We start from the raw sequence: 26,113 nt of genomic DNA on the forward strand, positions 1-26,113 counted from the left end.
GACTGGCCGGGCTGATTGGACCCATCTCAGGCACCGATGGGCGCCAGCGACAGTCACCCAATCCTACGCGGATCGCTTGACCACCCCATGACGCCCGAAAACACATCGCCTTCGAAACCGGAATTAGGTCAACCAGTCTGACCTAATTTCTGCTGTTCCTATGACAGAAAGTAAACGCTCATGCAAGAGTTGCCCAGGAAAATTAACCGGGCGAAGGATGCGAAATTACGACACAGGGGCAACGGGCGAAATTTTATTACGCCAATTGCCAGAACTGCATCACCTTCTTGCGCAGTCGACACTCTTTATCGGCGTTATAGCCGGGCCACATTGATAGCCATGCGGAAAGAGATAAAGTCCTTGGGATCACTCCCGCCTCAGGATAATGCCATGCACTTCGCTTCAGACAACTGGTCCGGCGCCCATCCCAGGATCGCCGAAAGCCTGACCCGCCATGCCCAGGGCTTCGCCTCCGCCTATGGCACGAGCGACCTCGACAAGGCGGTGGAAGACCGGTTCAGCGCCATTTTCGAACGCGACGTCGCCGTCTTCTTCGTGGCAACCGGCACGGCGGCCAACTCGCTGGCGCTTGCAAGTGTTGCCAGGGCCGGAGGCGTCAGCTTCTGTCACGCCGATGCACACGTCAATGCGGACGAAGGCGGCGCGCCGGAGTTCCTGACCGGCGGCACCCGGCTCTTTGGCGTCGAGGGCGCAGAGGGCAGGATGGACCCACAGGCACTGGAGGCCGCGATAGCCCGCTTCGAGCCGGCCTCTCCCCATCATGGTCGCGCCATGGCCGTCACGGTCACCCAGGCGACGGAGGTCGGAACCGTCTACACGCTCGACGAGCTCGACAGGATCGCGGCGATCGCGAAGGCGCGTAATCTGCCGCTGCATATGGATGGCGCGCGATTCGCCAATGCCCTCGTCGCCCTCGATGCAACACCGGCAGAGATGACCTGGAAGCGCGGGGTAGACATTCTCTCCTTCGGCGGCACCAAGAACGGCTGCTGGTGCGCCGAAGCCATCGTCTTCTTCGATCCCGGCATGGCGGCCGATATGCCGTTCATCCGCAAGCGTTCCGCCCAGCTCTTTTCCAAGAGCCGCTTCATCTCGGCCCAGCTCGAGGCCTATCTCGACGGCAACCTCTGGCTGGACCTCGCGGGCCATTCGAATGCCATGGCCGACCGCCTGCGATCGGGTCTGGCAGTGAAGAACACCGCTCGCCTCGCCTGGGACACGACGGCGAACGAGGTCTTTGCCGTCATCGAAAAATCCTCTGCCGAACGTGCCCGTGCCAAGGGGGCGAAATTCCATGAATGGCAACCCCCGCACGGATGGCTTCCCTTGCCGACCGACAACGAGGTCCTAATTAGACTGGTGACGAGCTTTGCAACGACAGTAGAAGACGTTGATCAATTCATAGAAGTCGTGTGAGCCGAAGGTTTCTTACAGATAAAGCGCGCACGTTTTACACAAAAAACCTTGATTTTTCAAACGGCCCACTCCTCGACATGATGCAGTTGCCAGCCCCGATGAGGGCTTCAACGACACCACGCATCACGATCCGAGGAGACTTTTCATGACCAAGACCACCATCAACACCGTCGCACTCGCCGCTGCCGTCACCATGGCCATCGGCAGCGCCGCCCTCCTGTCCGGCCCGGCCGTCGCCCAGGAGAAGGAAAAGTGCTTCGGCGTTTCCATGGCCGGCAAGAACGATTGCGCAGCTGGCCCCGGCACCACCTGCGCCGGCACCTCGAAGGTCGACTTCCAGGGCAATGCCTGGACCTATGTCGCCAAGGGCACCTGCACCGCGATGGCCCTTCCGGATGGCCGCATGGGTTCGCTCGAAGCCCTCGACCGCGACCTTCCGAAGGCTTGAGACAGCACGGCACCTGCGGCTCGTCCGCAGGTGCCGTCCCGCTTTCCTTTCCAGGACGAATGCTTGAGGAGCCGGCCGTGTCTATCCATCCCGCCGTAGAGATCGCTTTTGCCGACAGAAGCCGACAAGGCGCTGCCGCCCGTCTTCCCCGCCGAGCAGGCGCAGGTTTCAAGCCTCAGCATGCCGACCAGATCCTTGCGGACGATTTCCGAATTGGCTTTCTCGAAGTCCATGCCGAGAACTACATGGGCGCCGGCGGCCATCCGCACCGCATCCTGACCCGCATGCGCGAGGACTTCCCGATCTCGATCCATGGCGTTGGCCTCTCGATCGGCAGCCCGACAGGCCTGGACCCGGAACATCTCGCTCGCCTCAAGACGGTCGTTGACCGCTACCAGCCGGAACAGGTCTCCGAACATCTCGCCTGGTCGACCCACGACAGCCACTTCTTCAACGATCTCCTACCCGTACCTTATGACGCAGCGACGCTGATCAGGGTCTGCGACCATATCGACCAGGTACAGGAGACGCTAGGACGCCGGATCCTGCTCGAGAACCCGTCGACCTACCTTGGTTTTGAAGCCTCGACCATGTCAGAGACGGACTTCATCCGGGCGATCGCCCGCCGTACCGGCTGTGGCCTTTTGCTCGACATCAACAATGTTCATGTGTCGGCCACCAATCACGGTTACGGCGCCCGCGACTATCTCGCCGATTTCCCACTCCTCTGCGTCGAGGAGATTCATCTGGCCGGCCATGCGGCAGATATCGACGATGCCGGTCTCCCGCTGCTGATCGACAGCCATGACCGCCCGGTGGACGATCTCGTCTGGGATCTCTATGCCCATGTCATCGGCAAGCTCGGCCCCCTCCCAACCTTGATCGAATGGGACAATGAAGTGCCTGACTGGTCCGTCCTCAAACGAGAGGCGCAACTGGCCGACGCGATCCTCGACCGCCATGTCGCTGCCGACCTGGGGCTTCGCCATGCGTCCTGACCCGGTCTCCAGTGGCGCCTTCGCCGAAGCGCTTTTCGCACCGGACCTGCCTTCGCCGGAAGGGCTGACGGGTCGCGAAGAGACGCGACCGCAACGCCGCTTCTCGGTCTACCGCAACAATGTCACCGTCTCGCTGGTCGATGCTCTCGCTTCAATCTTCCCGACGGTCCAGAACCTTGTTGGCGAAGACTTCTTTCGCGCCATGGCCCGCCTCTATGTGGCCGCCCATCCGCCCACCTCCCCCCTGCTCTTCACCTACGGCGAGAGCTTTCCCGCGTTTCTCGAGTCCTTCCCGCCAGCGGCGGACCTACCCTTCCTCGCAGATGTCGCCCGCGTCGAGCGCCTCTGGCTCGATGCATATCATGCAGCGGACGCAGTCCCGCTCGATCCGGCAGCACTGGGACAAATTCCCGCCGAAGAACTGGCCAGCATCCGCTTGCGCGCTCATCCGGCAACAAAGATGTGCCGACTGAAGCATGCCGCCGGCACCATATGCCGCCTTGACCGGGCCGGCATGTCGCTCGAAGGCGTTAACCCGCTCCTGCCGGAGGCCGTGCTCGTCACCCGTCCGGCCTTCGATGTTTCGATCGAAATCCTGCCCTCGGGCGGAGCTCCCTTCTTTGAACGACTTCTCAGCGGCCACCCACTCGGCGACGCATGTCTCGCAGTAGGAGAGGAAGCCGCTGAGATCCCCGCCCTTATCGGCCTTGCCCTCACCTCGGGCGCATTTGCCGCGATCGACCTTGTCCAGGAAAGCGAAAGACCATGACAGCTGCCATCGCAATCATCGAATTCTACCGCCGCACGATCCGTCGGATGGAGCCCATGCTTGATCGATGGCTTCTCGGGCTCTTTGCGCGGCTGGTCTTTCTGGCGGTGCTCGTTCCCTATTACCTGAATTCGGCGCTGACCAAGTTTGACGGTCCCTTCTCGATTTCCGACGGTGCCTATTACCAGATCGCCCTCCCGGCCGTGGATGCCGCCGGCGGCGATGTATCGGCCGTATCCTTCTTTCCCTGGGGGCTGATGGTCTTCCTAGGTTCCTATGGTGAGGTCATCCTACCGCTGCTCGTGGTCGCCGGCCTCTTCACGCGCATCGCCGCCCTTGGCATGATCGGCTTCATCATCGTCCAGACGCTCACCGACATCCTCGTGCACAAGGTCGATGCAACGACGATCGGCGCACTCTTCGATCGCTTCCCCGATAGCGTCATCCTCGACCAACGCCTGCTCTGGATCTTCCCGCTTGTCTATCTCGTGGTGAAGGGGGCAGGCCTCGTCTCGCTCGACAAGCTGCTCTGCACCGTGTGGACGCGCCGCATGAGCGCCCAAGAAAAAGGCGGCCGGCTTTCGCCGACCGCCTGACTGGGAGCCAGATGCGTGTGACTGTAGTCAGTTCACATGCGCCTCGATCGCCTTCGGTGCCGTGCCAGCAGGCTCGGCGGCGATCGAGATCCGGCGCGGCTTCATGGCTTCCGGAATGTTGCGCAGCAGATCGATGTGCAGCAGGCCATTCTTCAGCGAAGCGGCGGTGACTTCCACATGGTCGGCGAGCTGGAAGCGGCGCTCGAAGGCGCGCTTGGCAATGCCGCGATAGAGGAATTCGCTCTGCTCGGCCTTCTCGTCTTCGGCCTTCTCACCCTTGACGGTCAGCACATGGGCATGCGCCTCGATCGATAGCTCGCTTTCGTCGAAGCCGGCAACGGCCATGGTGATCCGGTAGAGGTTCTCGCCGGTGCGTTCGATATTATAGGGCGGGTAGCTCTGCGCCTGTTCCGGCTGACCGAGGCTGTCCAGCATGGTGAACAGGCGATCGAAACCGACGGTGGAACGATAGAGCGGGGAAAAATCGACGTGACGCATTGTGTCCTCCTTGAAGCGACGTTGGCGTTCTCTTGAGTCCGCTGGCATCCCGCTTGGGGCGATGCTGGCGGCGGTCTGCGGACCCTTCTGGCGTCCGCAGAACCGATGTGGGAAATGGCGCGATCGAATTCAAGATCTTCCGTCCCAGCGCCGCTCATCCCGCGATGAACTGCGGGTGAACGCCTGGTTCAAGCCGGGTTCAAGCATACTCATCTAGGTTTGGATCATCGGTTGTCTCGACCGACCGGGCCGGAGATATCGTCCCTTCCACTTCGGCCGGACTTCGCCGGAACCGCAGCCCTCCGTCTGCGGTTTCGGCTTTTTTCTTTGACTTGCGACCGGGCTGCAGCCTATCCCCAAGAGACGAGACGCGACTTCAACCGACAGGCAGTTGCAGGCATGGACGCTATTCTTCACGCCACCCCCGGAAACCCGATTCCCGGCACGCCCCAGGTCGGCTTCTTCGAGGGCCATCGCGGTATCCGCCTGCGTTACGCGGTCTTCCGGTCGAGTGCCCCGAAGATCAAGGGCACGATCGTCCTCTTGCATGGACGAAACGAAAGCATCGAAAAGTATTTTGAGACGATCCGCGAGCTCAATGAAAGCGGCTTCTGGGTTGCGACCTATGATTTTCGCGGCCAGGGCGGATCGGAACGGCTGCTGAAGAAGGATCCGCGCCGAGGACATGTCGGCCGCTTCGACCATTATGTCCGCGACCTCGAGATCTTCCTCGAACAGATCGTGCTGCCGGACACCCGTCTGCCCTTTTTCCTGCTCGCCCACTCGACCGGTGGCCTGATCGCCTTGAAGGCGGCTCCGCGTCTTTCCAACCGCATCGAGCGCATGGTGCTGGCGGCCCCCTTCGTCGGCCTCGGCGGCCAAAAGACATCGCCGGAGAATATACGCCGGATTGCGACCCTCGCAAGCTTTACCGGTTTCGGCGGCATTTCGCTGACGAAGGACGAGCCCTTGAAACCCTTCGAGGGAAATCCGCTGACATCGGATGCCCTGCGCTTTGCCCGCAACCAGCGGATCATGCTCGACCATCCGGAACTGGCACTTGGCCCACCCACGGCGCGCTGGCTCTACGAGAGCCAGAAGGCGATCGACGCCATCCGCAAGCCGGGCCATCTCGCATCGATCACGGTGCCGACGGTGATCATAGCGCCCGGCAATGATCCGATCGTGCCGTATCACTATCAGGAATCCATGGCACAGTATTTCCGCGCCGGCCAGCTGGTGCCGGTCGCCGGCGCACGCCACGAGATCCTGCAGGAGCAGGATCGCTATCGCAAACAGGCGCTAGCCGCCATCTTTGCCTTCATGCCGGGCGGCGAGCCCGACGATGCAGATCCCGCCGAAGAACTGACAGTCTCCACCCTGGAGGCCTGAGCGAAAGGGCTTAGCCGCGCTTGAGCATGTCCATGGCCTGCGCATGAACGGCCCTTGAGCCGGCCGCGATGATCGAACCGCCAGCCTCAGGTCGCCCGCCGTCCCAGGTGGTGATGATCCCACCCGCCTGCTCGATGATCGGGATCAGCGCGCCGACGTCATAGGGCTTCAAGACAGTCTCGATGACCAGATCGACATGACCGGCTGCGAGCAGGCAATAGGCATAGCAATCCACGCCGTAGCGGAAGAGCTTGACCTTGTCCTGCACGGCCTGAAAACGCTCGACTTCCCAATCCTTGAAGAGATGCGGCGAAGTGGTGAAGAGGATCGCGTTTTCGAGCGATCCGCAATCGCGCACCTGATTTTGCCGTTCGCCATCGGGACCTGAGTACCAGGAGCGCTCGCCATCGGCATAATAGCGCTCGCCTGTGAAGGGCTGCTCCATCAGCCCCATGACCGAGCGGCCCTTTTCCTGGAAGCCGATCAGCGTGCCCCAGACGGGAACGCCGGAAATGAAGGCCCGCGTGCCGTCGATCGGATCGATGACCCAGAGATGATCGCTGTCCATCCGGATATTCTCGTGCTCTTCGCCAAGAATGCCATGGGTCGGAAATTCCGCTTCGATCAGCTTGCGGATGGCAATTTCGGCCGCCTGGTCGCCTTCGGTGACGGGGTCGAAACCGGCTTTCTCCTTGTTGACCACAGACAGGCCCGAGCGAAAGCGCGGAAGGGTCTCGGCCTTGGCGGCATCGGCCAAGCGAAAGAAGAAATCACGATCTGGGCGCATGGAAAGATCCGTCGTCTGGAGGGAGCTCCGTCTTAGCGCCAGTCGCAAGGAAAGAAAACCACCGCCGGCCGCCTTCTTCGCCCTCACCGGACGCCCGCCGACCGGCCTCAGAGCGCGAAATTGCGTAAATTTTGGCCTTGCTCAAAAATGCACCAATTTTCGACTTGACAATGGTGCACCGCAACATCTAACGTCTCACTTACAGTCTTCTGACTGTAAATACCCTCCTTGGGTGTTTCCTCCCTAGACTTAACCGCGCCACGAGCGCGGTTTTTTTTGCCCGGCACAGAGCGCTGAGGGCCGCAACATCTGGAATTCGGAAAAAACTATTCGGCCGCCAGCGCCCGGTCGCCGGCATAGTCGGCGACGAAATCTGCCATCTGCTCCATGAACACGGCGAGCGAGCCGGCTAGGACATCGAAGTCAGAACGCTTTTCGAGCGTCGTCTCGTCGATATAAATCGAGCGATTGACCTCGATCTGCAGCGCGTGCAGCCCGCGGGCCGGTCGGCCGTAATGCTCGGTGATGAAGCCCCCGGCATAGGGCTTGTTGCGCACGGCCGCAAAGCCGAGGTCCTCCAGGAACTGCAACGCCGCCTGGCTGAGCTCGGTTGACGCGCTCGTCCCATAACGGTCGCCGATAATGAAATCCGGCTTCAGACCGCTGCCCGCGACGCGGATATTGCCGGGCATCGAATGGCAGTCGATCAAGACGCCGAAGCCGAACATCGCATGGGTCCGGGCAATCAGCCGGCGCAGGCAGGCATGATAAGGCTTGTAGCAGCTCTCGATCCGCTCCATGGCGACCGAAAGCGGCATGCGCCGCTCGTAGATCTCCATGTTTTCGGCAACGATGCGCGGGATCGTTCCGAGCCCGCCCGCTACACGCGCCGAATTGCTGTTGGCAAACGGCGGCAGCGGATCGGAAAACATCCGCGGATCGAGCTCATAGGGCTCCCTGTTGACGTCGACATAAGCGCGCGGGAAGTTCGCGACGAGCAGCGGTGCACCGAATCCTGGCGCAGCCGAGAACAGCTCGTCGACGTAATGATCCTCCGAACGGCGAATCGAAATCTCGTCGAGTCGCGACTCACCGAGGAAGGTCGAGGGATAGTGACGGCCGCTATGCGGGGAGTTATAGACGAATGGAATGGTCTGGGTCGCGGGCTCTCGAACCTCGAACAGGTCGAATTCGTTGGTCATCCGCTTTCCAGGGCCTCTTCTTTACCAAGTCACAAACTTGTTGCGTGTCTCATGTTGCCAGTCGCCCGGTGCAAAGTCCATACTCCCGGAAATGGCGGAGCAGGCTCACTTTCTCGTTGTTCACCGGTTCTTTACTGAGCCGACCCTAAAGTGAGCGGCTGCAAGCTTACCCATGCAATCGAGTACAGCGGTCCCTAAATGACTCAGAAAATCCTTCTCGCCGAAGATGACAACGACATGCGCCGGTTCCTGGTAAAGGCGCTCGAAAAGGCAGGCTACAAGGTCTCCTCCTTCGACAACGGCGCCTCAGCCTATGACCGCCTGCGGGAAGAACCCTTCTCCCTTCTGCTCACCGACATCGTGATGCCGGAAATGGACGGCATCGAGCTGGCGCGCCGCGCCACCGAACTCGATCCGGACCTGAAGGTCATGTTCATCACCGGCTTTGCAGCCGTTGCCCTGAACGCCGATTCGAAGGCGCCGAAGGATGCAAAGGTCTTGTCCAAGCCTTTCCACCTCCGTGATCTCGTCGACGAAGTGAACAAACTCCTTGCGGCATAAGGCCTTCGCGAGAGGTTGAAAAAATCTCTTCACAAAACTGCAAAATGCCTATTGACGGGCGAACAGGTTTTGTGGTCTTAAGCCGCTCATCGGATGGGCGTGTAGCTCAGCGGGAGAGCACTACGTTGACATCGTAGGGGTCACAGGTTCAATCCCTGTCACGCCCACCATTCGAATTCTTTCAAGGGCTTGCCGGAAACGGCGAGCCCTTTTGAATTTGAGGTTTGCGATCCGCTTGAGATCGCGAATCAGGCGACCTTACCCCTTCACTACCGCCACCTCTTCCCCCGCATAGACCACTACATAACCGCCCTGCGGCTTCAGCGCTTGTGCCCGCTCTTCGAGCCAGCTGAGATACCGTTCCTCCCGCCAGATTTCCCCTGCCTCGGGCTCCACCAGCACCGTCAGCTGCGGCCCCTGCGCATACATCATCATGCGGCTGACGCTCGGCTCCCATTCATCCCCGAGCGTCGGGTCCGTGCGCCAGAGACAGAAGAAGTCGCGACAGGTCGCAGGCCTGACATCATAGGCGTCGCAGCCACCACCAACGAGGCAGTGGCGACAGGGTTCGTTGGCCGGTTTGTCGAATTCGGCGATGTCGGGAAGGATGCAGCAGAGCGAACAGGTTCCGCAGTCGCGGCCCGGCACCAGCGCCGGGCCCTGCCCTTCCCCCGAGAAAGTCATGTCAGGCCGCCGGACCGATGGTGACGGAGATCGGCGAGAGCCCCTCAACCGCCCCCAGGAGCCGGTCACCCGGCTGCAGCGCGCCGACGCCCGACGGCGTGCCGGTGAAGATCAGATCGCCCGGCGTCAGATGATAGTAGCGCGAGAGATGGCTGATGATTTCAGGCACCGACCAGACCATCTCGTTGAGATGCCCCTCCTGGCGAAGGCCGTCGTTGACGGTAAGCGAGATGCGCTGCGAATTGGGCTGGAAGTCGCCAGCCGCGGTGATGGCGCCGATGACAGCCGAATCCTCGAAGGCTTTCGCGATGTCCCAGGGACGCTGTTTTTCCTTCATGGCGTTCTGCAGATCGCGCCGGGTCATATCAAGCCCGACGGCATAGCCGAATACCGCCTCCATCGCGTCATCGGTCGAGACCCGGAAGGCGGGCGCACCGATCGCGATCACGAGTTCGATCTCGTGATGGTAATCCTCGGTGCCCGGTGGATAGGCGATCGCGCCCCCCTCGATGACGAGGCCTGTCGCAGGCTTGGTGAAGTAGAAGGGCGCGACACGATCGACGGTGTTGCCGAGCTCGGCGGCATGGGCGGCGTAGTTTCGCCCGACACAGAAAATGCGGTGAATGGGAAAGCCCTCTTGCCGGCCATCGATCGGGACAAGCGGGGCGGTCGGAACGGAAAACAGCGGACGGGTCACGGACAAGGACATTCTCTCTGGATTGATGAGGCTCGGGCCCGCCAAGACTGGCAGCGGGTCTCACCAGCATAACCGCCTGAGCGCGGCAATGCATCCGGCTTGATTGGCAAGGTTGAATGGTCGACCGGGCTTGGAACATACCGCCAAACATGTAACAAAACCGCCGCAGCTGCGTTCACCTGCCCGTAAGGCATAAGTGGTCGCTCCGACAGCAGCCGGGACGGATCCGCCCCGGCAAGACATCGAAAGGCATAAAAACATGAGCATCAAGATCGTGCCGGTCATCATGGCCGGCGGCAAGGGAACAAGGCTTTGGCCGCTGTCGCGCGCAGCCGCTGCGAAGCAGTTCATCCGGTTCCTCGGCGATGAGACCTTGCTGCAGAAGACGCTCGCCCGCGTCTCCGACGCGACGATCTATGAAGCCCCTGTTATCGTGACCAATGAGGACTTCCGCTTCCTCGTCGCAGAACAGGCCCGCGAGATCGGTGTCGCGCTCGATGGCATCATCCTGGAACCGGAAGCGCGCAACACCGCAGCCGCTGTCGCCGCCGCCGCGTTGATCGTCGGTGAGCGCCATGGCAGCGAAACGCTGATCCAGATCCTGCCGTCCGACCACGAGATCACCGTCGATGATACCTATCGCGGCTGCGTACAAAAGGCAGCCCATGCCGCGCGCGACGGCAAGATCGTCACCTTCGGTATCACGCCGACCGAGCCCGCAACCGGCTACGGCTATATCGAGATCGGCGACGACCTCGGAAATGGTGTGAACAAGGTCACGCGCTTCGTCGAAAAGCCGAAGGCAGAGGTCGCCGAAAAGATGCTCGCGAGCGGGAACTATGCCTGGAACTCCGGCATGTTTGTCTTCTCCGCCGGCCAGATGATTGCTGAGCTTGAGACGCTGGCGCCTGAAGTTCTCGCGGCCGTCCGGACCTCGATCGAAAAGGCCAAGGGCGATCTCGACTTTACCCGCCTTGATGCGGAAAGCTTTGGCCAAAGCCCGAGCATCTCGATCGACTATGCCGTCATGGAGAAGACGCCGAATGCGGCGGTTGTCCCCTCGCCAATCATCTGGTCCGACCTCGGCAGCTGGGACGCGATCTGGAAGCTCGCCGAAGGCGATGAAAACGGCAATGTCGTCAGTGGCAACGCCACCGTCTCCGACACCACCAATTCGCTCGTCATGTCGCGCAACGCCCATCTCGCCGTCCAGGGCATGGAAGGTGTCGCCGTCGTCGCCTCCGAAGACGCCGTCTATGTTGGTCGCCTCGACCGGGCCCAGGATGTCGGCAATCTCGTCAAGATGCTCGCCGCCGACAAGAAGACGGCGCATCTCACCGAAAACCACCCGACGGCCCTTCGCCCCTGGGGTGGCTATACCTCGATCCTCAATGGCGATCGCTTCCAGGTGAAGCGCCTCTTCGTGCATCCGGAAAAGAAGCTCTCGCTGCAGAAGCATCACCACCGTGCTGAACACTGGGTCTGCGTCAAGGGAACGGCAGAGGTCACCATCGACGACAAGGTAACCGTCTTGCACGAGAACCAGTCGATCTACATTCCGCAAGGATCCGTGCACCGCCTCGCCAATCCCGGCAAGATCCGCCTGGAAGTGATCGAGGTCCAGACCGGTTCTTATCTCGGCGAGGACGACATCATCCGCCTGGTCGACGAATTCGGTCGGAGTTGAGTTCAGGCCATACACCGCATCTGCGCGGCCCGGCGGCTTCCACCGTCCGGGCCGCTTGCTTTATGGCGCTGCATTGCACAAGATCGACGCAAGCCGGAAAAAGCGGCAGGGCGAACAGCGAAGCGGTAAAGAATGGCGATCAAGGCAAGCATCTATCATCTCACCCACTACAAGTATGACAACCCGGTCCAGCTCGGACCGCAGATCATCCGGCTGAAGCCTGCCGCCCATTCCCGCACCAAGGTTCTCTCCCATTCGCTGAAGGTCACGCCCGAGAACCACTTCGTCAATCTGCAACAAGACCCCTACGGCAACTACCTTGCCCGCTTCGTCTTCCCGGACCCGGTCACCGAATTCAAGATCGAGGTCGACCTCGTCGCCGACATGACGGTCTACAATCCCTTTGACTTCTTCACCGAGGAAGTCGCGGTCAAATGGCCCTTCGACTATCCGGAAGATCTGCGCGACGACCTCAAGATCTACATGACGCCGGAGCCTTCGTCCCCGGCGCTGGATGCCTTCATGGCAACCGTCGACACGACGAATGGCCAGGGCACAGTCGACATGGTTGTGGGCTTGAACGCCCGCCTGCAACAGGAGATCGGCTACGTCATTCGTATGGAACCCGGCGTCCAGACGCCGGAGGATACGCTGACATCGGCCCGCGGCTCCTGCCGTGATTCGAGCTGGCTGTTTGTCCAGATCCTGCGCCGCCTCGGTTTTGCCGCCCGTTTCGTCTCCGGCTATCTCATCCAGCTCGCTCCGGACCTGAAGGCGCTCGATGGACCCTCGGGTACCGAGGTCGACTTCACCGACCTGCATGCCTGGACGGAAGTCTATATTCCCGGCGCCGGCTGGATCGGCCTCGACCCGACCTCGGGCCTCTTGACCGGCGAGAGCCACATACCGCTCGCGGCCACGCCCCATTACAAGAACGCCGCTCCCATCTCCGGCGGCTATGTCGGACAGGCCAATACCGAATTCGCCTTCGACATGCAGGTGAAGCGCGTTGCCGAACATCCGCGCATCACCAAGCCTTTCTCCGACGACAGCTGGGATGCCCTGAATGCGCTCGGACAGAAAGTCGATGCCGACCTGAAAGCCCATGACGTGCGGCTCACCATGGGCGGCGAGCCGACCTTCGTGTCGATCGATGACTTCCAGTCCGCAGAATGGAATACCGATGCCGTCGGCCCGACCAAACGCGACCTCGCCGATCAGCTCATTCGCCGGTTGCGCCAAAAATTCGCCCCCGGCGGCTTCCTGCATTACGGCCAGGGCAAGTGGTATCCGGGCGAAAGCCTGCCGCGTTGGACCTTCTCGCTCTACTGGCGCAAGGACGGCAAGCCGATCTGGCATGACCCGGAGCTGATCGCCGCCGAACACAAGGATACCGGCGTCACACACCAACAGGCCGAAGCGTTGATGGCCGGGATCGCGGCCGAGCTCGAGATCGAAACCGACATGATCATCCCGGCCTTCGAGGATCCGGCCGAGTGGATCATCAAGGAAGGCAGCCTGCCGGAAAACGTCGACCCGTCGAACTCCAAGCTCGAAAGCGCAGAGGAGCGCGCCCGCATCGCCAAGGTCTTCGAACGTGGCCTCACGACCCCGACCGGCTACATCCTACCGGTCCAGGCCTGGAACGCCAAGGCCGGCGGCCGTCGCTGGGTCAGCGAGAAATGGCGTACCCGTCGCGGCAAGATCTTCCTCATCCCCGGCGACAGCCCGATCGGCTTTCGCATGCCGCTCGGTACCCTGCCTTACGTGCCGCCGTCGCAATATCCCTACATCCACACCACCGATCCCTCGATCCCCCGGGCACCCCTGCCGGATTTTGGCCCGCAGGTCCGCGAGGGTCGCGCCCTGCCCGAGGCCTCCCGCAGAACCGGTGAGGCCCAGCAGGATCGCAACGAGCAGAACATCACCGGCTCTGCCGGCGACATCAGGGGTGCAGTGCGCACGGCCATGAGCGTCGAGCCCCGCGACGGCCGCCTCTGCGTGTTCATGCCGCCGGTCGAGGCCGTCGAGGACTATCTCGAACTGGTGGCTGCCGCAGAAACTGCCGCTCGTGGGCTTGGCCTGCCGGTCCACATCGAAGGCTACGCACCGCCTCAGGACGAGCGCATCAATGTCATCCGCGTTGCCCCGGATCCGGGCGTCATCGAGGTCAACATCCACCCGGCTTCCAGCTGGGATGACTGCGTCGCCACGACAAACGCCATCTACGAGGAAGCGCGCCAGACCCGCCTCGGTGCCGACAAGTTCATGATCGACGGTCGCCACACCGGCACAGGCGGTGGCAACCATGTCGTCGTCGGCGGCGCCAATCCGGGCGACAGCCCCTTCCTGCGCCGTCCCGACCTGTTGAAGAGCCTGATCCTTCATTGGCAGCGTCACCCGGCGCTCTCCTACATGTTTTCCGGCATGTTCATCGGCCCGACCAGCCAGGCGCCGCGCTTCGACGAAGCCCGTCACGACAGCCTCTACGAGCTGGAAATCGCCATGGCGCAGGTCCCGATGCCGGCCAGTGGTGCGGCAGCCCCCCTGCCCTGGCTTGTCGACCGCCTCTTCCGCAATCTCTTGATCGATGTCACCGGCAACACCCACCGCTCGGAAATCTGCATCGACAAGCTGTTTTCGCCGGACGGTCCAACGGGCCGCCTCGGCCTTGTCGAGTTCCGCGGTTTCGAAATGCCGCCGAACGCGCGCATGTCGCTTGCCCAGCAATTGCTGGTCCGCGCACTGATTGCCCGCTTCTGGAAGAACCCGATCGGCGGCCGTTTTGTCCGCTGGGGCACAAGCCTGCACGACCGTTTCATGCTGCCGCACTACCTCTGGCTGGACTTCCTTGAAGTGCTGGCGGATCTGCGCGAACACGGCTTCGACTTCAAACCGGAATGGTTTGCGGCGCAGCTCGAATTCCGCTTCCCCTTCGTCGGCGAAGTAACCTACGAGGGCTCGAAGCTGGAGCTCCGACAGGCGCTGGAGCCGTGGCATGTCATGGGCGAGGAAGGGGCGATTGGCGGCACGGTCCGCTATGTGGACTCATCCGTCGAGCGTCTGCAGGTCCAGCTGGAGACAGCCAACCCCGAGCGCTTCGTCGTGGCCTGCAACGGGCGCCAGGTGCCGCTGCGCAAATCTGACGTCAATGGCGTTGCTGTGGGCGGCGTGCGTTACAAGGCCTGGCAGCCGGCCTCCGGTCTGCATCCGGTCCTGCCCGTCAACACACCGCTAACATTCGACATCTATGATACATGGTCTGCCCGGTCGATCGGGGGCTGCGTCTACCACGTCGCGCATCCTGGCGGCCGGACCTACGACACTTTCCCTGTGAATGGGAACGAAGCGGAAGCCCGTCGGCTTGCACGTTTTGAGCCTTGGGGCCATACAGCCGGCTCCTATCCCCTATGGCCCGAGACCGTGTCGCCGGAATTCCCGCACACTTTGGACCTGAGACGACCGCAAGGTATCTGATCTGATGGCACAGAAGACGGCAGCGGAGCTTTCCCCGCCAGACGCGCCGAAAAGCAAGGCCCGCACGGCCGGCTATCGTGCGCTGGCGGGCGCCGCCGACGAGATGATCGACAACAAGGGCAATGTCCGTCCCGTCTGGCAGGCCCTGGTCTCGGCGATCGACACCATGCCGGAAGAGGATCTGCACGAGCGCTTTGCCCGTGCGGATCGCTACCTGCGCGATGCCGGCGTCTTCTACCGTGCCTATGGTTCTGGCGGTTCGAGCGAGCGAGCCTGGCCCTTCTCCCACATCCCGGTGATGATCTCGGATGCGGAATGGCAGGTGCTGGCCGAGGGGCTGGTCCAGCGCGCGAATCTCCTGGAAGCGGTCGTCGCGGACATCTATTCGGAAAACCGGCTGGTCCAGGAAGGTTTCCTGCCACCGCAGCTGATCGCCTCGAATCCGGAATTCCTACGCCCCCTCGTCGGCATCAAGCCGGCCGGCGGCCACTACCTGCATTTCTGTTCCTTCGAAATCGGCCGCGGACCCGACGGCAACTGGTGGGTGCTGGCCGATCGCACCCAGGCGCCCTCGGGTGCGGGCTTTGCGCTGGAAAACCGGGTGGCGACCGCCCGCGCCTTCTCCGATGTCTATGCGGAGACCCACGTCCACCGGCTCGCCTCCTTCTTCGGCGCCTTCCGCAAGGCGCTGCAAGCGCGCACCCGCGGCTCGGACGAGCGCATCGCGGTTCTGTCTCCGGGTCCTGCCAACGAGACCTATTTCGAACATGCCTACATCGCCCGCTATCTCGGCATCATGTTGCTCGAAGGTGAGGACCTCACCATCGTCAACGGCAAGGTCATGGTCCGCACTGTCGCCGGCCTCAAGCCCGTCAGCGTCCTCTGGCGCCGCCTCGATGCCGCCTTTGCCGATCCGCTGGAGCTCGACCAGAATTCCTATATCGGCACGCCCGGCATGGTGGAGGCGCTGCGCAACGGCGCCGTCACCTTCGTCAACGCGCTCGGCTCCGGCATTCTCGAAACCCGTGCGCTTCTCGCCTTCATGCCCACCCTCTCGCGCCACCTGCTCGGCGAGGAACTGAAGCTGCCCTCGATCGCCACCTGGTGGTGCGGCCAGAAGGCCGAGCGCGAACACGTCGCGGCCCATCTCGACCGTATGGTCATCGGCTCCGCCTTCTCGCGCCTGCCGTTCTTCGATGACGGCGGACGCTCTGTCATGGGCTCGCGTTACAAGGACCCGCAGGGCAGAACCACTGCCGCATGGCTGGAATCAGAAGCAGGCAACCTGGTGGGCCAGGAAGTCGTGACGCTCTCGACCACGCCTGCCATGATCGACGGCAAGCTCACGCCGCGGCCGATGTCGCTGCGTGTCTTCGCCGCCCGCACCCAGAATGGCTGGCAGATCATGCCAGGCGGCTTTGCCCGGATCGGCAGCGGATCGGATGTCTCGGCGATTGCCATGCAGTCCGGCGGCAGTGCGGCCGATGTCTGGATCGTCTCCGACAAGCCCGTTGACCGCACCTCGCTTTTGCCGGCGGAGGAGACCTTCACCCGCAACATGCCCGGCAGCCTGCCGAGCCGGGCGGCCGACAATCTCTTCTGGCTTGGCCGCTATATCGAGCGCGCCGAAGGGGTGCTGCGCATCCTGCGCGCCTGGCATGCGCGCTATGCCGAAAGCGCCAATCCGGACCAGCCGCTGCTCGCCTTCGTCAGCGAATATCTTTCGAACATCGACGTCGACACCAAGTCCGGTGTGCCGGAAAGCCTGCTGCGCAACATCGACAGCGCCGTCTATTCGGCGAGCAACATCCGCGACCGCTTCTCGCCGGACGGCTGGCTGGCGCTGAACGACCTATCGAAGACCGCCAAGCGCTTCCACGAGAAGGTCAAGCCCGGCGACGATGCAGCCCATGCCATGACCATCCTCTTGCGCAAGCTCGCAGGCTTTGCCGGTCTTGTGCATGAAAATATGTACCGCTTCACCGGCTGGCGCTTCCTGACCATCGGCCGCCTCCTGGAACGCGGCCTGCACATGACACGCCTGCTTGGCCACATGACCGGCCCCGATGCCCCCGATGGCTCGCTCGACATGCTGCTCGAGATCGGCGACAACGTCATGACCCATCGCCGCCGCTACAATGTCTCGACCGCTCGGCTGACGGTGACCGACCTTCTGGCGCTCGATCCGCTCAATCCGCGCTCGATCCTCTTCCAACTGAACGAGATACGCATCGAGGTCGAGCAATTGCCGAACGCCATGGTCAACGGCCAAATGTCGAGCCTCTTCCGCGAGGCGATGCGCCTGCATTCGGGGCTTGCCGTAATGACGCCGGAAGCCATGTCGGCCGATGTCTACACCAATCTGGAGCGTGAATTGGAGAAGTTCTCCGATATCCTCGCCCAGACCTATTTGAGCTGACGCGATGCTCTACGACCTCTCGCTCCATATCGGTTATCGCTACGAGGTTCCGGCAACCGGCGCCCATCACATGTTGCGGCTTCTGCCGCTCTCGCTTCCCGACCGTCAGCGACTCGTCGCCGGTGCGATCACGGTCAGCCCGGAGCCAGACGAGATCTCGACCTTCAACGACTTCTTCCGCCATCCAACGAGCCACGCCATCCTGCGTGGTCCGCATGAGAAGCTCGACATCCGCATGCAGGCCCGGGTGATGGTTCAGGCCCAGCCGATCGCTGCCGACTTTTCACCGCTGCTCGACCGTCTTCCGCAGGAGATCGGCGAAACCTGGTCACTCGATGCGGAATCGCCGCATCATTTTCTCGGCACGAGCCCGCGGCTGCCCCGGGACAAGGCGATCGCGGCCTATGTGCGCGGCATGCTGAAACCCAGCATGACCGTACGCCAGATCGCCGAGACGCTCTGCAGCCGCATCCACAAGGACTTCAAATACGACGCCGAAGCCACGACCGTCGACACGACGCCGGCGGAAGCCTTCGACAAGAAGCGCGGCGTCTGCCAGGACTTCTCCCATGTGATGATCGTGGCGCTGCGCAGCCTCGGCATTCCCGCTGGCTATGTCAGCGGCTTCCTGCGCACCATCCCGCCGCCGGGCAAGGAGCGCCTGGAAGGGGCAGACGCCATGCATGCCTGGGTCCGCATCTGGTGCGGCAAGCTCACCGGCTGGCTGGAACTCGACCCCACGAACGACATCGCGGCCGGCACCGATCACATCGTGGTCGGCTACGGCCGGGACTATGCCGACGTAGCACCCGTCATCGGCGTGTTGAAAAGCTATGGCTCGCATCAGACGGACCAGGCCGTGGATGTCATCCCGGTGCGCCAATAGTGCATTCTTACATCGAATTTTATTGATCCCATTAAACGGATCGCAATGGGACGCAGTCTATAACCCTCCAAACGCTGATTTTGGATGGACATGATGACTACCCCTGACAGCCCGCGCAAATCGCTCTTCGCACGTCTTTGGCGCGACCGCGCCGGCAATTTCGGCCTGGCAACGGCCATCCTGCTCCCCGTAGCAGCCGCCACCGCTGGTGTGGCAATTGACTTGAACCGGATGGTCCAGGTGCGCGCCACGTTGCAGGACGCCGCCGACTCGGCCGTCCTGTCCGCAGCAAATGCGCTGGCGAAAGACGACAAACTCTCCGACGACGCCGTTCTCGAATTCGCGCGCAAATTCATGAAGGCACAGCTGAACAACGTGCTTCCAGGCGGCGCAAGCGACCAGACCGACGAGGAAGCGGAAGAAGACCCGTTGGCCGGCGCAGTCGGGAATGTCGAGCGGAAGCTCGGAAAGACCGGCAAGACGGTCGAAGTCAGTCTGACACCGACCTATACCTTGGCAACCAATGGCATGACCGCCCTGCTCGGGTGGAAGGAAGTTACCGTCAGCGTCAAGGCGACGGCACAAGCCACGCCTGAAAGCGGCGCAGCCGTGTCGATGTATGTCGTGCTGGATCGTTCAGGCTCGATGTCCTTTACCACGAACACCGTCGACACCTCGGTTACGAGCTGCGTGAACTACAGCGCCTCGAACTGGGCCTACAAGGACATCCTGCCCGGCAGAAGGAACTACATCAATCCGTCAAATCCCTGCTACGTGAAAAAGATTCAGGCATTGAAGACCGCCTCGGCGATCATGATGAACGAGCTGGTGAAGGCTGATCCGAAAGGTGACCTCATCCGTGTTGGCGCCGTGTCCTACAACGACGCCACCCAGCCAGCTTCCGGCATGGCCTGGGGCGTCACGACCGCAACCAACTACATCACCGCTTTGCCATCCGTCCCGACTGGCGGAACCAACGCTTCGGGCGGCATGGAGCTTGCCTTCAAGGCTTTGACAGAAGACAACGACGCCGAGAAGAGTGCGCACTCCGCCAAAGGTAATTCGGACTTTGCTCGCTACATTGTCCTGATGACCGATGGCGAAATGACCGGCAACAGCGCTTCCTGGAACCCGGCTATCGACACAAAAGTCCTGGAACAGTGCACAGCTGCAAAAGAGGAAGGCATCGAGATTTTCACGGTTGCCTTCATGGCCCCTCAGAAAGGCAGAGAGCTGCTGCTAGCATGCGCGACGTCTGACGACCACTACAAAGAACCGACCGATATGGCCGGTCTCGTGAAGGCCTTCGGCGACATCGGCAAGGCTGCGGCTGCGGCCTCGACCCGCCTGACCAACTGACACGATCCAAAACGTTTTGGATTTCTCCCACAATTCGACCGCAGCCGTCATGGCTGCGGTCTTATCGCTTCTTCACGCTTTTCAGATAATATAATCAGATCAGGGTCTTGAGGCCCAAGACGGCGCTCCGAACAAAAGTTCTCCTCGCAGCTTCCCGCCTGTTGCAACTGTCTCATTTCGATGCGTAAACTGGCATTCACGGAAGCGGCACCGCTATCGCATCGGCGCCGCCCGGAGACACGAACAACGCCAGGCGGACCGATGATCAAGACTCCCCACAAAGTCGACCTTCCCCTTCCCAAGCGCGGAGTTTCCGATCCGGACGCCCTGGCCGCCGAGATCATGGACAAGCTGACCTACAGCATCGGCAAGGATGCCAAGGTGGCAACGCCGCATGACTGGCTGACAGCAACCATCCTCGTGGTGCGTGACCGCATCATCGACACGTGGATGGAATCGACCCGCACCACCTACATGAACAACGGCAAGCGGGTTTATTATCTATCGCTCGAATTCCTCATCGGCCGCCTCCTGCGCGACGCAATGTCGAACCTCGGCCTGATCGATGACATCCGCCAGGCGCTGTCCTCTCTGTCAGTCGAATTCGACGTGATCGCAGGCCTCGAACCTGACGCAGCGCTCGGCAATGGCGGTCTCGGTCGTCTCGCCGCCTGCTTCATGGAGAGTATGGCAACCGTCAACATTCCGGCCTATGGCTATGGCATCCGCTACGTTCACGGTCTCTTCCGCCAGCAAATGGCGGAGGGCTGGCAGGTCGAACTGCCGGAAAGCTGGCTCGCCCACGGCAACCCCTGGGAATTCGAGCGGCGCGAAAGCTCCTACGAAGTCGGCTTCGGCGGAACGGTCGAAACCGTCGATGGTCCCGATGGCGAACCGCGTTACGTCTGGAAGCAGGGCGAGCGCGTCATCGCCACCGCCTTTGATACCCCGGCCGTCGGCTGGCGCGGCGAGCGCGTCAACACGCTGCGCCTCTGGTCGGCCCAGCCGATCGACCCCATCCTGCTCGACGCCTTCAACGCCGGCGACCATATCGGCGCGCTGCGCGAGAGCAACAAGGCCGAATCGCTCACCCGCGTCCTCTATCCGGCCGACGCCACGCCCGCCGGCCAGGAACTGCGCCTGCGCCAGGAATTCTTCTTCTGTTCGGCCTCGCTGCAGGACATCGTCCGCCGTCACCTGCAGCAGGGCAACACGCTCGCCCAGCTGCCGGATAAGGTGGCGATCCAGCTTAATGACACCCATCCGGCTGTCTCCGTTGCCGAACTGATGCGCCTGCTGGTCGATGTGCACGGCGTGGCATTCGACGAGGCCTGGGAAATCTCGTCCAAGACCTTCTCCTACACAAACCACACACTGCTTCCGGAAGCGCTGGAAAGCTGGCCGGTGCCGCTGTTCGAGCGTCTCCTGCCGCGCCACATGCAGCTCGTCTACGCGATCAACGCAAAGGTCCTGCTGGACGCCCGCAAGAAGCGCGGCTTCAATGACCATGAAATCCGCCAGATCTCGCTGATCGACGAAAGCGGCGACCGCCGCGTGCGCATGGGCAACCTCGCCTTCATGGGCTCGCACTCGATCAACGGCGTCTCCGCGCTGCATACGGAGCTGATGAAGGAAACGGTCTTCTCCGATCTCCACAAGCTCTATCCGACGCGCATCAACAACAAGACCAACGGCATCACCCCACGCCGCTGGCTGATGCAGTGCAATCCCGACTTGACCGACCTCATCAAGGAAGCGATCGGACCGGAATTCCTCGACGATGCAACGAAGCTTAAGGGTCTCGACGCCTTCGCCGACGATCCGGCCTTCCAGCAGAAGTTCGCGGCCGTAAAGTTCTCCAACAAGCAGAAGCTCGCGAGCCTCGTTGCCAGCCGCATGGGCATCAAGCTCGATCCGCATGCCATGTTCGACATCCAGATCAAGCGCATCCACGAATACAAGCGCCAGCTTCTCAACATCATCGAGACGGTCGCGCTCTTCGACCAGATCCGCTCGCATCCGGAACGTGACTGGGTGCCGCGCGTCAAGCTCTTTGCCGGCAAGGCAGCGCCCAGCTACCACAACGCCAAGCTGATCATCAAACTGGCCAACGACGTCGCCCGCATCATCAACACCGACCCCTCGGTGCGCGGTCTGCTGAAGGTCGTTTTCATTCCCAACTACAACGTCTCTCTCGCCGAAGTCATGGTGCCCGCCGCCGACCTTTCCGAACAGATTTCCACCGCCGGCATGGAAGCGTCTGGAACCGGGAACATGAAGTTCGCGTTGAATGGTGCATTGACCATTGGAACGCTCGACGGCGCCAATGTCGAAATGCGCGATCATGTGGGCGAGGAGAACATCGTGATTTTTGGAATGACCGCAGACGAGGTCGGACGCGTGAGGGCGGATGGACACAATCCGCGCGCCGCAATCGATGCCTCGCGCGAACTGCAGCAGGCCCTCTCGTCGATCGCATCCGGCGTCTTCTCGCCTGATGATCGCGATCGCTATGCCGATCTGATGCAGGGCATTTACCAGCATGACTGGTTCATGGTTGCCGCCGATTTCGACGCCTATGCCAAGGCCCAGCGTCAGGTGGACGACATCTGGACCGATACGTCGGCCTGGTATTCCAAGACCATCCGCAACACGGCCCGCATGGCCTGGTTCTCGTCGGATCGCACCATCCGGCAATACAACGCGGATATCTGGAGAGCTTGATGGCAAAATCACCGAAGAGGAGCGGTGACGTAGCGAAGCCGGACACACCGTCGGCAGCAGAAATCGAAGCGATCATCCACGGGACGCATGGCGACCCCTTCGCCTTTCTCGGCGTGCACCAGGCAGGCGCGGGCCATGTCGCACGTTGCTTCATCCCGGGCGCCGAGACGGTGGTCGCCTACAATCTGGCCGGAGACCAGGTCGGCGAACTCGCGCGTCTGCACGATGCCGGCTTCTTTTCAGGCCCGGTCAAGCTCGATGGTGTTCTGCCGGTCCGCTACCGCGCCACCCGCGGCGATGCCGAATGGACGGTGACCGACCCCTACAGCTTCTGGCCGATACTCGGACCGATGGACGATTACTTCATCAAGGAAGGATCGCACCTGCGCCTCTTCGACAAGATGGGCGCCCATCCGATCAAGCATCAGGGTGTCGACGGCTTTCACTTCGCCGTCTGGGCCCCCAATGCCCGCCGCGTCTCCGTCGTCGGCGATTTCAACGACTGGGACGGACGTCGCCACGTCATGCGCCTGCGCCGCGACACCGGCATCTGGGAAATCTTCGCGCCCGATGTCCGGGCCGGTGCCAGCTACAAGTTCGAAATCGTCGGGCCGCATGGCGATCTTCAGCCGCTGAAGGCCGACCCCTTTGCGCGCCGCGCCGAGATGCGGCCGAAGAACGCCTCGGTGACGACACCTGAGCTCGAACAGGACTGGGAAGACGAGGCCCACCGCAAGCACTGGGCAAGCATCGACCAGCGCCGCCAGCCGATTTCGATCTACGAGGTCCATGCCGGGTCCTGGCAGCGCCGCGACGACGGCTCCATGCTGACCTGGGACGAGATGGCCTCAAGGCTGATCCCCTACTGCGTCGACATGGGCTTTACCCATATCGAATTCATGCCGGTGACCGAGCACCCTTACGACCCGTCCTGGGGCTATCAGACGACTGGGCTTTACGCGCCAAGCGCCCGCTTCGGCGAGCCGGAGGGCTTTGCCCGTTTCGTCAACGGCTGCCACAAGGTGGGCTTGAGCGTCATCCTCGACTGGGTGCCTGCGCATTTCCCGACGGACGCCCACGGGCTTCGCAACTTCGACGGAACGGCTCTCTACGAACATGCCGACCCCCGCCAGGGCTTTCACCCGGACTGGAACACCGCGATCTACAATTTCGGTCGTCAGGAGGTTCTGTCCTACCTGATCAACAACGCCCTCTACTGGGCCGAGAAATTCCACCTCGACGGCCTGCGCGTCGATGCCGTCGCGTCCATGCTCTACCTCGACTATTCTCGCAAGGAAGGCGAGTGGATCCCCAATGAATATGGCGGGCGGGAAAACCTGGAGTCGGTGCGCTTCCTTCAACAGATGAACCACCACGCCTATGGCAGCCATCCGGGCATCATGACGATTGCCGAGGAGAGCACCTCCTGGCCGAAGGTCTCACAGCCGGTCCATGAAGGCGGCCTCGGCTTCGGTTTCAAGTGGAACATGGGTTTCATGCATGACACCCTGAGCTACTTCGCCCGGGATCCGATCTACAGGAAGTACCATCATCAGGAGCTGACCTTCGGCCTGCTCTATGCCTTTTCCGAGAACTTCGTCCTGCCGATCAGCCACGACGAAGTGGTACACGGCAAGGGTTCGATGATCGCGAAGATGCCCGGTGACGACTGGCAGAAGTTCGCCAATCTCCGCGCCTATTACGGCTATATGTGGGGCCATCCCGGCAAGAAACTGCTGTTCATGGGCCAGGAGTTCGCCCAGTGGAGTGAGTGGTCCGAGGCCCGCTCGCTCGATTGGAACCTGCTCGATTATGCCCCGCATGAAGGCATGCGCCGGCTGGTCCGCGACCTCAACTTCACCTATCGCTCCAAGCCGGCACTCCATGCTCGCGATTGCGAGGGCGAGGGCTTCGAGTGGATCAATGCGGATGATCAGGAAAATTCGGTGCTCGTCTGGCTGCGCAAGGCACCCGGCGAAAAGCCAATCGCCGTGATTTGCAACATGACGCCGAACTATCACGAACAATACGAATTGAGCTTGCCTGCGGCTGGCCGTTGGCGTGAGATACTGAACACCGATGCCGAAATCTATGGTGGTAGCGGTAAGGGCAATGGTGGCCGCGTGGAGGCGCATGCCACGGGAAGCGGATGGGCAAAAGCAGGGCTGACCCTGCCGCCGCTGGCCGTGATCATGCTGGAATTGGAACAGTAAGGGGAGGAAATACATGACCGAGAAAACGGCAAGAAGCTTGTCGCGCGATGCCATGGCCTATGTACTGGCCGGCGGGCGCGGCAGCCGCCTGAAGGAATTGACGGATCGGCGCGCCAAGCCCGCCGTCTATTTCGGCGGCAAGGCCCGCATCATTGACTTTGCCCTCTCCAACGCCCTGAACTCCGGTATCCGCCGTATCGGCGTGGCCACCCAGTACAAGGCTCATTCACTGATCCGCCATCTGCAGCTCGGCTGGAACTTCTTCCGCCCCGAGCGCAACGAGAGCTTCGACATTCTCCCGGCCTCGCAGCGCGTCTCCGAAACACAATGGTACGAAGGCACCGCCGACGCCGTTTACCAGAACGCCGATATCATCGAATCCTACGCCCCCGAATACATGGTCATCTTGGCCGGCGACCATATCTACAAGATGGACTACGAGCTGATGCTGCAGCAGCACGTCACCTCGGGCGCCGACGTCACCATCGGCTGCCTGGAAGTGCCGCGCATGGAAGCAACTGGCTTCGGCGTCATGCATGTCGATGCCACCGACAGGATCATCGACTTCGTCGAAAAGCCGGCCGACCCGCCGGGCATTCCCGGCAACGAAGACCATGCCCTCGCCTCGATGGGCATCTATGTCTTCCACACCAAGTTCCTGATGGAACTCCTGCGCCGCGATGCGGCCGACCCGGATTCGAGCCGTGACTTCGGCAAGGACATCATCCCCTACGTGGTCAAGAGCGGCAAAGCGGTGGCCCACCGCTTTGCCCAGTCCTGCGTCCGCTCCGATTTCGAACGCACGCCCTACTGGCGCGACGTCGGTACGATCGACGCCTACTGGCAGGCCAACATCGACCTGACCGACATCGTTCCGGAACTCGATCTCTACGACAAGACCTGGCCGATCTGGACCTATTCCGAGATCACCCCGCCGGCGAAATTCGTCCATGACGACGAGGGTCGTCGCGGCTCGGCGATCTCCTCGCTGGTCTCGGGCGACTGCATCATCTCCGGTTCGGCGCTCTACAAGAGCCTGCTGTTTACCGGCGTGCGCGCCAATTCCTATTCCCGACTCGAAGGCGCAGTCGTCCTGCCCAAGGTGCAGATCGGTCGTCATGCGCGTCTCACAAATGTCGTGATAGACCATGGCGTGGTGATCCCGGAGGGGCTGATCGTCGGTGAGGATCCGGAAATGGATGCCAAGCGCTTCCGTCGCAGCGAAAACGGGATCTGCCTCATCACGCAGTCGATGATCGACAAACTAGGTTAGCCGCAT

Annotated in this window: 20 protein-coding genes and 1 tRNA gene; 16 read left to right on the forward strand and 5 right to left on the reverse strand. The window is 61.8% G+C overall.

Annotated elements, in window-relative coordinates:
- Window positions 1–390: 390 nt before the first annotated feature.
- From GH983_RS14340 to GH983_RS14360, 5 genes are all read left to right on the forward strand, one after another.
- Window positions 391–1,437: a low specificity L-threonine aldolase gene (locus GH983_RS14340; RefSeq protein ID WP_054148218.1), complete on the forward strand. Its 1,047-nt coding sequence runs from the start codon at window positions 391–393 to the stop codon at window positions 1,435–1,437.
- A 145-nt stretch (window positions 1,438–1,582) separates the two neighbouring features.
- Window positions 1,583–1,885, forward strand: a complete 303-nt coding sequence (locus GH983_RS14345; protein ID WP_054148217.1) for a DUF2282 domain-containing protein — start codon at window positions 1,583–1,585, stop codon at window positions 1,883–1,885.
- Window positions 1,886–1,944: 59 nt separating this feature from the next.
- Entirely contained in the window at window positions 1,945–2,883 is a 939-nt protein-coding gene (locus tag GH983_RS14350) for a DUF692 family multinuclear iron-containing protein (RefSeq protein WP_371418354.1), read from the forward strand.
- The gene (locus GH983_RS14355) at window positions 2,873–3,652 is read left to right on the forward strand and encodes a DNA-binding domain-containing protein (protein ID WP_246727404.1); all 780 of its coding nucleotides are present in this window, start codon (window positions 2,873–2,875) and stop codon (window positions 3,650–3,652) included. The genes GH983_RS14350 and GH983_RS14355 overlap by 11 nt, the downstream gene beginning before the upstream one ends.
- Complete coding sequence (locus GH983_RS14360; RefSeq protein WP_153762751.1) at window positions 3,649–4,248, forward strand: DoxX family protein; 600 nt, start codon at window positions 3,649–3,651, stop codon at window positions 4,246–4,248. The genes GH983_RS14355 and GH983_RS14360 overlap by 4 nt, the downstream gene beginning before the upstream one ends.
- 27 nt (window positions 4,249–4,275) lie before the next feature.
- On the opposite strand, the gene GH983_RS14365 is transcribed toward GH983_RS14360, so the two are convergent.
- On the reverse strand, window positions 4,276–4,746 hold the full coding sequence (locus GH983_RS14365) for an Hsp20 family protein (RefSeq protein WP_153762752.1): 471 nt from the start codon (window positions 4,744–4,746) through the stop codon (window positions 4,276–4,278).
- A gap of 399 nt (window positions 4,747–5,145) precedes the next feature.
- Here GH983_RS14365 and GH983_RS14370 point away from each other — a divergent pair, with 399 nt between their 5' ends.
- Window positions 5,146–6,138 (forward strand): alpha/beta fold hydrolase, encoded by a 993-nt coding sequence (locus GH983_RS14370; RefSeq protein WP_153762753.1) that lies wholly within the window; start codon window positions 5,146–5,148, stop codon window positions 6,136–6,138.
- 10 nt (window positions 6,139–6,148) lie between these two features.
- Here the strand turns inward: GH983_RS14370 and hisN are convergent, their stop codons facing one another.
- Together hisN and GH983_RS14380 are read right to left on the reverse strand one after the other, a co-directional pair.
- Complete coding sequence (hisN, locus tag GH983_RS14375) at window positions 6,149–6,925, reverse strand: histidinol-phosphatase (RefSeq protein ID WP_153762754.1); 777 nt, start codon at window positions 6,923–6,925, stop codon at window positions 6,149–6,151.
- Between the two features lie 326 nt (window positions 6,926–7,251).
- The gene (locus GH983_RS14380; RefSeq protein ID WP_153762755.1) at window positions 7,252–8,127 is read right to left on the reverse strand and encodes an N-formylglutamate amidohydrolase; all 876 of its coding nucleotides are present in this window, start codon (window positions 8,125–8,127) and stop codon (window positions 7,252–7,254) included.
- A 198-nt stretch (window positions 8,128–8,325) separates the two neighbouring features.
- Here GH983_RS14380 and cpdR1 point away from each other — a divergent pair, with 198 nt between their 5' ends.
- Both cpdR1 and GH983_RS14390 read left to right on the forward strand, forming a co-directional pair.
- Window positions 8,326–8,688, forward strand: a complete 363-nt coding sequence (cpdR1, locus tag GH983_RS14385; RefSeq protein ID WP_006726917.1) for a response regulator CpdR1 — start codon at window positions 8,326–8,328, stop codon at window positions 8,686–8,688.
- Window positions 8,689–8,783: 95 nt separating this feature from the next.
- Window positions 8,784–8,858, forward strand: a tRNA-Val gene (locus tag GH983_RS14390).
- An 88-nt stretch (window positions 8,859–8,946) separates the two neighbouring features.
- Here GH983_RS14390 and GH983_RS14395 read toward each other — a convergent pair.
- Both GH983_RS14395 and GH983_RS14400 read right to left on the reverse strand, forming a co-directional pair.
- Window positions 8,947–9,372 (reverse strand): hypothetical protein, encoded by a 426-nt coding sequence (locus tag GH983_RS14395; RefSeq protein ID WP_153762756.1) that lies wholly within the window; start codon window positions 9,370–9,372, stop codon window positions 8,947–8,949.
- A gap of 1 nt (window position 9,373) precedes the next feature.
- Window positions 9,374–10,069: a fumarylacetoacetate hydrolase family protein gene (locus tag GH983_RS14400; protein WP_153763616.1), complete on the reverse strand. Its 696-nt coding sequence runs from the start codon at window positions 10,067–10,069 to the stop codon at window positions 9,374–9,376.
- A 259-nt stretch (window positions 10,070–10,328) separates the two neighbouring features.
- Between GH983_RS14400 and GH983_RS14405 the strand changes: the two genes are divergently transcribed.
- The 8 genes from GH983_RS14405 (at window position 10,329) to glgC (ending at window position 26,107) form a co-directional block, all read left to right on the forward strand.
- On the forward strand, window positions 10,329–11,756 hold the full coding sequence (locus GH983_RS14405; RefSeq protein ID WP_153762757.1) for a mannose-1-phosphate guanylyltransferase/mannose-6-phosphate isomerase: 1,428 nt from the start codon (window positions 10,329–10,331) through the stop codon (window positions 11,754–11,756).
- A 132-nt stretch (window positions 11,757–11,888) separates the two neighbouring features.
- Window positions 11,889–15,233 carry a DUF2126 domain-containing protein gene (locus GH983_RS14410; RefSeq protein ID WP_153762758.1) on the forward strand — a complete coding sequence of 1,115 codons (3,345 nt, stop codon included), beginning with the start codon at window positions 11,889–11,891 and terminating at the stop codon, window positions 15,231–15,233.
- A 4-nt stretch (window positions 15,234–15,237) separates the two neighbouring features.
- A complete protein-coding gene (locus tag GH983_RS14415; protein WP_054148208.1) occupies window positions 15,238–17,652 on the forward strand; it encodes a circularly permuted type 2 ATP-grasp protein in 2,415 nt (804 codons plus the stop codon).
- A gap of 4 nt (window positions 17,653–17,656) precedes the next feature.
- A complete protein-coding gene (locus GH983_RS14420; RefSeq protein ID WP_153762759.1) occupies window positions 17,657–18,538 on the forward strand; it encodes a transglutaminase family protein in 882 nt (293 codons plus the stop codon).
- 90 nt (window positions 18,539–18,628) lie between these two features.
- Window positions 18,629–19,897 carry a TadE/TadG family type IV pilus assembly protein gene (locus GH983_RS14425; protein WP_194842721.1) on the forward strand — a complete coding sequence of 423 codons (1,269 nt, stop codon included), beginning with the start codon at window positions 18,629–18,631 and terminating at the stop codon, window positions 19,895–19,897.
- A gap of 261 nt (window positions 19,898–20,158) precedes the next feature.
- Window positions 20,159–22,621 (forward strand): glycogen/starch/alpha-glucan phosphorylase, encoded by a 2,463-nt coding sequence (locus GH983_RS14430; RefSeq protein ID WP_153762761.1) that lies wholly within the window; start codon window positions 20,159–20,161, stop codon window positions 22,619–22,621.
- The gene (glgB, locus tag GH983_RS14435; protein ID WP_153762762.1) at window positions 22,621–24,834 is read left to right on the forward strand and encodes a 1,4-alpha-glucan branching protein GlgB; all 2,214 of its coding nucleotides are present in this window, start codon (window positions 22,621–22,623) and stop codon (window positions 24,832–24,834) included. The genes GH983_RS14430 and glgB overlap by 1 nt, the downstream gene beginning before the upstream one ends.
- Window positions 24,835–24,847: 13 nt before the next feature.
- Entirely contained in the window at window positions 24,848–26,107 is a 1,260-nt protein-coding gene (gene glgC, locus GH983_RS14440) for a glucose-1-phosphate adenylyltransferase (protein WP_054148203.1), read from the forward strand.
- Window positions 26,108–26,113: the final 6 nt, after the last annotated feature.

This window comes from Agrobacterium sp. MA01, from assembly GCF_009650195.1.
GTDB lineage: Bacteria > Pseudomonadota > Alphaproteobacteria > Rhizobiales > Rhizobiaceae > Allorhizobium.